Origin of the sequence: Anabaena cylindrica UHCC 0172, from assembly GCF_034931625.1 — a bacterium.
In the GTDB taxonomy this organism is placed as follows: domain Bacteria; phylum Cyanobacteriota; class Cyanobacteriia; order Cyanobacteriales; family Nostocaceae; genus Anabaena; species Anabaena cylindrica_A.
Window position 1 is genome coordinate 1 of record NZ_JAYGGY010000068.1, and the last position, 9,411, is coordinate 9,411.

Below are 9,411 nucleotides of genomic sequence, written 5' to 3' on the forward strand. Positions count from 1 at the left end.
GCGAGTAGCTAAAAGCACATTTTTTCCCCGACTTCACAAAATCGCGTTGCTCCCTATATAATGGGAGATGTAAATGTAATTCAGGATTATTTGACAAGTCAATTGGTTCTGAAATACACTTGATGTTAAAGCTACCGAAAAGAGATCGTATTTGAAGTTTATAATTATTATTTTTAATATCTTTTAACTCAAGATTAATACCACCGGCTCCTCCAGCTTTTCCTCCTCTTGGCACTTTTGCATAGAAGGCTTCTTTATAATCTGAAATACTCAAGCCTGGTAGAGTTGACGAACCAAATCCTTTGTTTTTTATTTTTACATTTTGACCATCATTTTCTATAAATCTCTCATTAGCTAAACTAGTTAAAGCTAAATTGATTGACTGTAGTACGGTAGTTTTACCAGAGCTATTTTCACCCATTAGCACAGTAAAAGGGCTTAAATATACTTCTACATCTTTAAATTTTTTGAGTCTTTGAATACGAATACTTTGCAGCATTGTAAAACTAATCCTTACTTAATATTTCAAAAATTCCAGTTTTTCATCGTCTGCTTTTAAGCTTTCTTATCGTTTCTGCGTAGGCTTACTCATTAAAATTGTAAATATTGCTTGAGGTTATTGTAGCAGCGTATGTGTTATTTTTATCTGCATCTATCACTAAGGTGCTTAATTTTTAAACCCAATCATAAATATAGGGTAGGCAATTTTGCCCATCCCAGATTACTTTGCGCCTTTGCGTGAGACTATTTCAAACTATACACCTTCGCGCAACTTATCCAAAATACTGCGATCCTCCAAAGTTGAAGTATCCCCCGACACCTCCGCCCTGCTGCCAGATTTCGCAATAAACGCCGCATAATCTTACCGGAAATGGTTTTTGGTAAAGTATCAGTAAACCTGATTTCACTTGGACGTGCAAGATATTTGAAAACAACCTGGTTTAAATCTACCTTTCCTTCTGTCGTTAAACGCAAAAAAGGAGTATTGGAAAACTTTAATTCTCCCTCTTATCCCTTTCACTTCTTATAAATCAAAAACACCGAACCAATCGGACCAAAGTTTTCCAAATAAATTTTATTGTTATAAAACAATCCCGGAGACATACCTCCATCAAATAACATCCCCTCTTGAATTCTTCCTAAACAATTGTTTTTAGCAATTCCTTCTAAGACATCATCAAACTGACTTGGTAGTAACTCTTTATTAATTGCAGAAGTTTGAATACTAGAATTAGCTTTCACATCATTAACTAACAAAATCACATAACCTTTACTAGTAACTGCTGCCATAGAGCGATTAGTTGCACCTTTACAAGCAAATTCTCCCAAGGCTTTACAAATATCTTTAAACCGACCCTGACGATAAAATCTGCCATTACCTCCCACTAAATTGTAATTAAGAATATTCGCTCCTCTTCTGCCAGTATCAATAGTAGCTCTACGTTCCCTTGGTTTTCCTCCTGATATCCCAAAGGAAGAACGTTTATTTTTAAATGCACCAGAATACTCTATCCCACGAGAAATATTTAAACCTTGGGGTTTATTCACAGTATCTATATAGTCAGCATTAATAGCTGCAATTGGTGATTTACCATTTAATTTAGAATTTTCATCTGATATTAATTGACTAAATTGTTTGGGTATATATTCTCTACGAAAGTTTCCTTTGCCATCTTTAGCATATATTTTATGAGCCAAACCAACATTAACTTTAAAATCTAAAGCTGGGGATTTAGGATTAAAAATAATCACATGATTGATACCTCTAGAATATCTTTCACCTTTATTATTAGCCTTGAAAAATTCAATACTAAACTTAGAATTATTACTAGGACAATTAGTGGATGGTTTTGGTGCTGAATTAGCTACCATATCCTGACAACCTAATAATAAACCGACGCTAATTATGGGAATAGATATCAAAAATAATTTATTTGTGTTCATCGGTGTTTATCTGCGTTTATGATCACATAACAAATCAATCATTTAATTTATTGCCTTATCATCCTCTGTAATACAGCAGAATTCAGGAGTCAGAAGTCAGAAGTAAAAATAGCTTGGTGTCTAGGTTTCAATTTTGATTCTGTACTTCATTAATCTGCAATCTGCTGTATTTTACTTGCTAACTGTCCGATACAAAAAAAATGACAGTAAATGAATTCACCGTCTTCTTTAGTCTTTTTGCCTCAGCAATTGCTCTAAAATCCTCTCTAGTCTCTCTATAGCAGCATTTGTTGATTGTTGGCCATCTCGTAATTCGAGAACTACATTATTTACTACAGCATTACGCGCTTTGGTTGTATCCACAAAATCGTCAATTTTGTGGCTTAAGCGGTCAAACTGCTCATCTACTTTGACAATAAAGTTGTCAACTTTTTCGCCCATGACTTGAACTGTTTCACCCATGACTTGAACTGTTACGGATAACCCGTCAAGCTGTCTTTGGGTGATATCTTGTCTTTCTGATAGCCTGTCAATGCGATTATTGGCTGATTCAGCATAGGAAGCGGCTGATATCAAAAGCTGTTTGACAGTCTCAAACTCATCATCTAACTGCTGTAGGTGTGAGTCGATGTTGGTTAGACGGGTGTCGGTGTCTACTGGCTGTGGGTTGGTCATGCCGATTTTTGCTGGCTGTGCGTGTGGCTAACTTGCTTTCTGGTCTTGAGGTTTGTAGCTCTGAATTGCTCGTGTAATCATCCGTTCTACAAGATTGGATAATGTACGATCTTCAGCATTTGCAATACTTTCTAATTCTTCCCGCAGTTCATGTGAGCAAGTAAATGTAATTTTTGCCTTTTTAGTTTGACCCATAACTTCAGAAACTATAGATAACTTAAGGTTACATTCTCGCTCAGTCAAAAACCAAATATTTTAGAAGCTATTAGAATTTATAGATAACTTCAGAAGCTATAGATAATATAACAACAGATAAGCCAATCAGACAAGTATCTGTCAGCGATCGCTTACTAATCCCCTCATAAATATTGGTATCAACAGATGTTGCGGCTCGCAACGCAGGTTTTTAAGCACATATCATAAAAAAAATCCGCTACAGGATGACTATAGCGGGGATGATTAAAAATTGCAGTTATGGCGTAATGTAAAATTCAATGGGTAAATTCAAAATTTACTAACGCCATTCCAGAACGGCTTCTTCTTTGGTGTTGGTATTGCGAGATGGTGTTTCCCGCTCAAACTTCATGTGAATAGAACGGCTTTGTTCACCATCAGCAGCAACAGCCAAAATTGGGTAATCAATTACACCATCTTGGAAGGACATTTGGAAACGGAATGTACCATCTGAATTGAGTTTGATGGGACGGCCACCAATTGTTACAGTTGCATCTGGTTCAGTTGCACCGTATACAATCAATTCAGCGTCAGCAATTAACCAGAACTGACGAGGACGTACAGGTACTGCGGAAGCGGAGAAGCCAACACCAGACATACCGACACCGGACATGGTTAAACCAGATACGCTAGGAACTGCCCACATACCCACACCAGATGGGAAGACGTAGGAACTGATAGCTTGTTCTGGAAGTGCAGATCCGGGTACTTGTTGCATGGAACCGAAGAGAGAACCTGCGACTCGTTGAGCTTCAACAGATTCTGCTAAACCAAAGATTTGGTCATAAATGGGGTTGCCATTTGTAGTTCCAGTAGCAGCTGCTGCTGTGGTGGCGATTTTCTTCTCTGGGGGAACTAGTTCGTACTTAGTCGTACCGCGCAATTCTTCTTCAAAGTCTACGGTGATGAAGACATCTTCAATCCAGTCGGAAGGATAGACAGGAGGAATGTGGACTCTTGCCGAACGAGCTAGTACTAACCAACGACCATCTGCGGTACGATAACCGATATCAATAACATAATCGCGATCGCTTACCGGAATTGGTAAATACCATTCTCTTGCTAATTCATCAGCAGGATATTCCTGGATACTGTGGGGACTTTGATGTTCGATGTTAATATCAGTAACATCATAAATCCGCAACGCTAGGGTCTGTCCACCTTGACGGCGTAGTTCTTCTTTGTGATCATTGGGAATATCCCAGTATGTATAAGCCCATTGGGGATCACGAGGTAACAAAACAATACGGCTATCACCGTAACCCGCTGGTAAATCGGCAAGTGCCTCATCCACATCAGCGAGAGAACCACCAGTACGATCTTCCTGACCTAATTCAAACTTTGCTGCTTCCACGGTCTCCTGTGCCTCCAGTGAACGAGATGGACTAAGCGAAACTTTATTGCGCTGGACTTCTTGAATTGATGCCAGCAGTTGAGATTTACGCATTCGGCTATAGCGAGAAATGCTATATTCACTAGCAACTTTACGAAGTTGCCGTAATGTCATCTCTTCTAGCGGGGGGCGTTCTTTTGCCATTAATTTGGCCTCCAGTAGTGGTAAAGGTAAATGATATCCCCGGGTTATAGAATGGTTTATAAAATGTCATCTATCCCAGATGAATTTCTTATTCCTGACTCCTGGTTTTGCCCAGTTTATAAGTGTTTTAGTTTGTTTTTAAATGGAGATACACAACTTGCTTAATTCCTAGTCTTGCTATCATTAGCATTTCTTCGGGATCAGCGGCGTGCTTTCGTTAAATAGATATTAACCGGTAATCATGCCTAGTGAGCAAGGGGTCTGAAGACGGTTTTTCGTCTATTTGACGTATTTATCAGCCCTTTGGGGATCATTATGTCAGGAAACTGTGACATAGATAGTTTCTGGGGGGATTTATGTCAAAATTCCATAACATTGATATTTACAAGCTCAAATCCCCGACTAATTTGAGGAATCGGGGATCTAGTTAATCAGACAAAATTTAATTGCAAAGCCTTGCAACGAAAGGGTTTTATTGACAACTACTGCTATAATTTTGCCTATATGTATACTGCAAACGGGTGAAATTTGGACTTATGTCATACTGAGCGTAACGTAGTGCAGCGAAGTATCTCGGAGATTCTTCACTTCGTTCAGAATGACACTTTTAACCCGTTTTTAGTATAGGTATAAATGCCCCACTTCTAGTCAAAATCAGCAAATTATTTGCTCAGTAGTAAAAGGCGAACGATATACAGCACTTCCCGGTGTTATGAAGTACAAGAACCCCACCCCCAACCCCCTCCCCGCAAGCGATGAGGGGGCTAAGATGTACCTCATAAGAGCGGAAACCGCTGTAAATCTGATTATTTTGAATTACGAAAAATATTTTTGCTTTATTTTACCATATACTCTTTGTATAAATAGTTTTGTTAAACGCAATTTTGTTAAATCTTGAATCTTTGAAGAGGGATGAATTTGGTAATCAAAAAACTCATTTATCTCTGCCAAAATTAATGTAAATCTTTTAATGATATTCTCACTCCGATACTCTGATAACAGTTCTGTTGATAAAGTTAAAGAAACTGGAGATGCTAGAGATTTAAGAATACGTTGCACATCATACTCTAGAGAATAACCAGCAATTTTATAACAATTAAATCCAGGATCTAAGTAATCAGAAAGTCCACCATTAATACTAGAAAAAACCTGACACCCACAAGCAAGAGCTTCCATTGGTTGTAAGCCAAATCCTTCACTAACGCCTTGTTGCGCCCAATATTCAGCAGAATCGTAAAGATAAACTTTTGCTCGGTTAAATAATCCTGGTAAATCTTCAATATAAGAATCAACGACAAAGACATTACATTTTTGTTGTAACGAGGGAATTAATTCTTTGATTAAATATTCAGAAGATTTTCGAGTTTGAACTAAAATATCAATATCTCGATTAAGATGCAAATTTGTAAATTCATCAGCAATTTGATTAGGTAAATAATAAATTAAAGAATTAGGTGATTTTTGTCCCCAATATCCCATCGTATTGCGGCTGACTGTCATGATGGGAATATCTGAGGGTAGATTGAACTTATACCCAGCAGTGTGAGCATGATAAACAACATTATATTTTTGCAGTTTGGGCGCTAGTTTAGCGATATCAAATCCCCAACTAATGATAAATATCACATCATTTAAGTTGTTTTCTTTGAGTAGATCATCAAGAAATAGTTGATCTTTTTCTCTCTGTCGATAAGTAACAACATCAGCATGACAAATCTGTTGAGCTAAATTAACTGTTTTCAACTCTGCCCAAAGACCACCACAGGCAAATTTTCCATCTGTTCCTGGTACTAAAAAATAAAGTTTTCTCATCATAAAATTAATAGTATTTATTCACACCATTTTACTTTAATAAAATGCGCTTCACGTCCCCAGGAATCGCGGGTACGGACAATATTTTCAGTCTCTAGGTTAAATGGTATAGCTGTTGTTAGATAACGTTGGGCTATCAAACCTAAATCGGGTGCAAGTTCAGATGCTGTTGTCGCTGCTAAACCTAAGCCTATCAATTGTTCAAGTGGTCGAAATGGTAACAATAAATGCACACCTATAGCGAATCCAGCAGTTAAAAGCATTGCTACAGATAAATTTGTACCACAACGGGGATGCACGGCTAAATCCCATTCTCCGCTGGTGAGACGATGTTGGGCTAGTGTTACCGCACGTCGCAAATGACTTATATTCACATCACCATATAGATAAAATCCCTGTTCTGTGGACAAACCGCCCAATAGTTCGTTATCCAATTGCACATTAGTGGGCTTTCCTGGAGGGGAATAAGCGCTTTTAGTTTCACTGAGAATCCAAACAGTAGCGTGTTCTAAGGCGTGAACCTGACGCAGCATCAGAATTTCTTGTAACCCAGGCAGAAAAGATAGCTGTTTGAGTAATTCAGCATCTTGTTGGGAATGTGGTGCTGTAAAGTCCAAAAAATTAAAGGGAGATGAGTCATCTGGAAAATAAGTAGGAGTATTCATTTTCCCCAAGCTGATAAAGCAACATAGATTTCTTTCCAATGTAGCGCTTGCGTCGCTGTCTTATTACTAATTTTTTGAAAAAATGAAGGTGTGGGGAAAAGAGTAAATAAAAACTATACTCTTTTCCCCTTAAGCCTTCTCTGACTTCTGAAGAAAGTCTATTGATTCCTTGAGCCTTTCCTCAGTTATCTGTTTTGCTGAATTCTAAGAGGAATTCTGATATACAAGTTCCAATAGTGAAAAGAAAGTTGATTCCTTAGCGTCAACTCCCGCTTAAGTGAAAGTTGTGGAACTTGTGGTAGAGGTTCACACTGAAAAATAGGAGTGAGGAGGAGAACAATCAGTAAACCTCAAAATTGACTTTTCAGCATACCAGATGGGAGTAATAGCAATCGACTAACCAATGGTTTCTTCGTTATAGGTAGGAAGAGTGCAGCAATTGACATCGTTTAGGCAAACTTTCCCCCACCGTAAAGCCCAGCGAACCAAAGCGACTCGGTTGTCTGTTTTGGTTTTGGTGAGGATGTTGCTGATATGGTTATCAACTGTACGTTTGCTGATCTCCAGTTTTCCTGCAATTTCTTGGTTAGTTAAGCCTGTGGCCACTAAGTCGATTATTTGCAGTTCTCTGTCTGACAGACTAACAGTGGTCTGAGACTCATTAGCAGCCATGACTTATTTATTTCTCCCTTGGTATATGTACTCAATCGCTCTTTCTAATTCTAAAAGATTCTCTCAGAGGTAGGCATTACAAATGTTCCCACTAATACCAAAGTCCATATTTTCTTTGGATTTGATCTGGAAATTAATCTAGCCAATTAAATACTTTGTATTAAATAGTACAGCTTGGCATAACAATTTCCTTGGCTACTGAGGTAATAAATTTGGGAATTTAGAAGCATATATACCCTATTTAGTCATAAAAATTGCTATTGTATTCTATGAATAACTGGAGACAAATGAATAAAGATTGTTGTAGGTTTTATACATATTCTTAATCCCAAGTCGTAAATCAAAAATGAGATGAGTAATCCGCGTGTTTTGTGCCTTGGCGAAGTTTTGTTTGATTGTTTAGCTGATCAATTGGGGCTAAAGCTGGAAGAAGTGCAGTCTTGGACTCCTTACCCAGGGGGAGCGCCTGCTAATGTAGCCTGTGCTTTGGTGAAGTTGGGAACGGCAGCAGGATTTATTGGTGCTGTAGGAGAGGATGAGACTGGTAATGATTTGGTGAAGCTATTACAGGATATCGGTGTAGATACAAAGGGTGTACAACGTCATCCCATAGCACCAACACGACAAGTCTATGTTACTAGGGATTTGGCAGGCGATCGCACTTTTGCTGGATTTGGTCAATATGATACTTCCGAATTTGCCGATACCCGTCTTCAAGCTAAACAACTGCCACATTCGCTGTTTGATGAAGCAGACTTTTTGGTAGTAGGAACTTTAGAACTGGCCTATCCTGAAAGTGAGCAAGCTGTTTTGCGAGCCTTAGAGTTAGCAGAACAATATGACTTGAAAATTATTCTGGATGTAAATTGGCGACCAGTATTTTGGCAAGATGAAAATACAGCCAAGTCAAAAATTCAGGCATTATTGAAGAGATTTGATTTTCTCAAATTGACTAAAGAAGAAGCTCAATGGTTATTTGATACTACAGATCCAGGAGCTATTACTTACCGATTGAATTCACTGGAAGGGGTTTTAGTGACAGACGGTGAAAACGGTTGTGCTTATTGTTTAGGTGAAAATGAGGGCAAAATACCTGCATTTTCTATACCTGTTGTTGATACTACGGGTGCGGGAGATAGCTTTTTGGCTGGGTTTATCCATCAATTACATATATCTGGTATTCAAAGTTTGAGAGATGGAGAAACCGCAAAACGAGTTGTCACCTATGCCAGTGCTGTGGGGGCGCTGACTACTCTTAAACCAGGTGCGATCGCATCCCAACCTACTCCTGCTGAAGTTGATGCTTTTCTAGCTTCCCATTAACTCGCCTCAATCCCTAAAGCCTTTCTAATCTTATCTACACTCACTTCATTCGGCTGGCAAATATCTACATAGATAGCGTTATCTGGCTCCTCCAAGTCATCAAACTGGCTTTTGAGGAGTTTTTTACTCATAAAGTGATGCTGCCGCTTTCTTAGTCGTTCTTGAATGACATTGAATGATCCTTGGAGATAAACTAGTACACTGCGGCTATCACATAAGAGAATTTGGCGATAACTATCTTTAAGGGCAGAACAAGCCAAAACTACATTTTTATTTTCTTGCAACCAAATTTTGATATGGGCTTGTATATCTTGTAACCAAGGCATTCTATCGGCATCATTGAGGGGAATACCAAGCATCATTTTTTCGATGTTTTCTGGTGGGTGGAAAGTATCACTGTCATGAAATTCCCAGTTTAGTGATTTTGCTAAAAGTTCACCAATAGTGGTTTTACCAGATCCAGAAACACCCATTAAAAGAATAATCATCAGATTATTAGCTGCTTTAGCAGCAGCCCTCTAAATATTGACAAATAACATATGATATGAT

The 9,411-nt window shown here is 38.3% G+C and carries 10 protein-coding genes; 1 reads left to right on the plus strand and 9 read right to left on the minus strand.

Annotated features, from left to right (window positions below; genetic code table 11):
- From VB713_RS13690 to VB713_RS13725, 8 genes are all read right to left on the minus strand, one after another.
- A partial coding sequence (locus VB713_RS13690) for an AAA family ATPase (protein ID WP_323312072.1) occupies positions 1-499 on the minus strand: 499 nt, incomplete at its 3' end.
- A 518-nt stretch (positions 500-1,017) separates the two neighbouring features.
- Positions 1,018-1,944, minus strand: a complete 927-nt coding sequence (locus VB713_RS13695; RefSeq protein ID WP_323312073.1) for a phosphodiester glycosidase family protein — start codon at positions 1,942-1,944, stop codon at positions 1,018-1,020.
- Between the two features lie 228 nt (positions 1,945-2,172).
- Positions 2,173-2,619, minus strand: coding sequence for a hypothetical protein (locus VB713_RS13700; protein WP_323312074.1), 447 nt, complete (start codon positions 2,617-2,619; stop codon positions 2,173-2,175).
- Between the two features lie 27 nt (positions 2,620-2,646).
- Positions 2,647-2,814, minus strand: coding sequence for a ribbon-helix-helix domain-containing protein (locus VB713_RS13705; RefSeq protein WP_016952441.1), 168 nt, complete (start codon positions 2,812-2,814; stop codon positions 2,647-2,649).
- Positions 2,815-3,133: 319 nt separating this feature from the next.
- A complete protein-coding gene (locus VB713_RS13710) occupies positions 3,134-4,390 on the minus strand; it encodes a DUF4912 domain-containing protein (RefSeq protein WP_323312075.1) in 1,257 nt (418 codons plus the stop codon).
- An 816-nt stretch (positions 4,391-5,206) separates the two neighbouring features.
- A complete protein-coding gene (locus VB713_RS13715) occupies positions 5,207-6,202 on the minus strand; it encodes a glycosyltransferase (protein ID WP_323312080.1) in 996 nt (331 codons plus the stop codon).
- A gap of 17 nt (positions 6,203-6,219) precedes the next feature.
- Positions 6,220-6,867, minus strand: a complete 648-nt coding sequence (locus VB713_RS13720) for a DUF6391 domain-containing protein (RefSeq protein WP_323312076.1) — start codon at positions 6,865-6,867, stop codon at positions 6,220-6,222.
- Between the two features lie 396 nt (positions 6,868-7,263).
- Positions 7,264-7,539, minus strand: a complete 276-nt coding sequence (locus tag VB713_RS13725; protein WP_323312077.1) for a helix-turn-helix domain-containing protein — start codon at positions 7,537-7,539, stop codon at positions 7,264-7,266.
- A 351-nt stretch (positions 7,540-7,890) separates the two neighbouring features.
- Between VB713_RS13725 and VB713_RS13730 the strand changes: the two genes are divergently transcribed.
- A complete protein-coding gene (locus tag VB713_RS13730; protein ID WP_323312078.1) occupies positions 7,891-8,862 on the plus strand; it encodes a carbohydrate kinase in 972 nt (323 codons plus the stop codon).
- Here the strand turns inward: VB713_RS13730 and VB713_RS13735 are convergent.
- Positions 8,859-9,350, minus strand: coding sequence for a gluconokinase (locus VB713_RS13735; protein ID WP_323312079.1), 492 nt, complete (start codon positions 9,348-9,350; stop codon positions 8,859-8,861). The two genes, VB713_RS13730 and VB713_RS13735, sit on opposite strands and share 4 nt — an antisense overlap.
- Between the last annotated feature and the right edge of the window lie 61 nt (positions 9,351-9,411).

Excerpts from the sequence above, each read along its gene's own strand:
- VB713_RS13695 (WP_323312073.1), bottom strand. The coding sequence starts at position 1,944 with ATGAACACAAATAAATTATTTTTGATATCTATTCCCATAATTAGCGTC.
- VB713_RS13700 (WP_323312074.1), bottom strand. The coding sequence starts at position 2,619 with ATGACCAACCCACAGCCAGTAGACACCGACACCCGTCTAACCAACATC.
- VB713_RS13705 (WP_016952441.1), bottom strand. The coding sequence starts at position 2,814 with ATGGGTCAAACTAAAAAGGCAAAAATTACATTTACTTGCTCACATGAA.
- VB713_RS13710 (WP_323312075.1), bottom strand. The coding sequence starts at position 4,390 with ATGGCAAAAGAACGCCCCCCGCTAGAAGAGATGACATTACGGCAACTT.
- VB713_RS13715 (WP_323312080.1), bottom strand. The coding sequence starts at position 6,202 with ATGAGAAAACTTTATTTTTTAGTACCAGGAACAGATGGAAAATTTGCC.
- VB713_RS13720 (WP_323312076.1), bottom strand. The coding sequence starts at position 6,867 with ATGAATACTCCTACTTATTTTCCAGATGACTCATCTCCCTTTAATTTT.
- VB713_RS13725 (WP_323312077.1), bottom strand. The coding sequence starts at position 7,539 with ATGGCTGCTAATGAGTCTCAGACCACTGTTAGTCTGTCAGACAGAGAA.
- VB713_RS13730 (WP_323312078.1), top strand. The coding sequence starts at position 7,891 with ATGAGTAATCCGCGTGTTTTGTGCCTTGGCGAAGTTTTGTTTGATTGT.
- VB713_RS13735 (WP_323312079.1), bottom strand. The coding sequence starts at position 9,350 with ATGATTATTCTTTTAATGGGTGTTTCTGGATCTGGTAAAACCACTATT.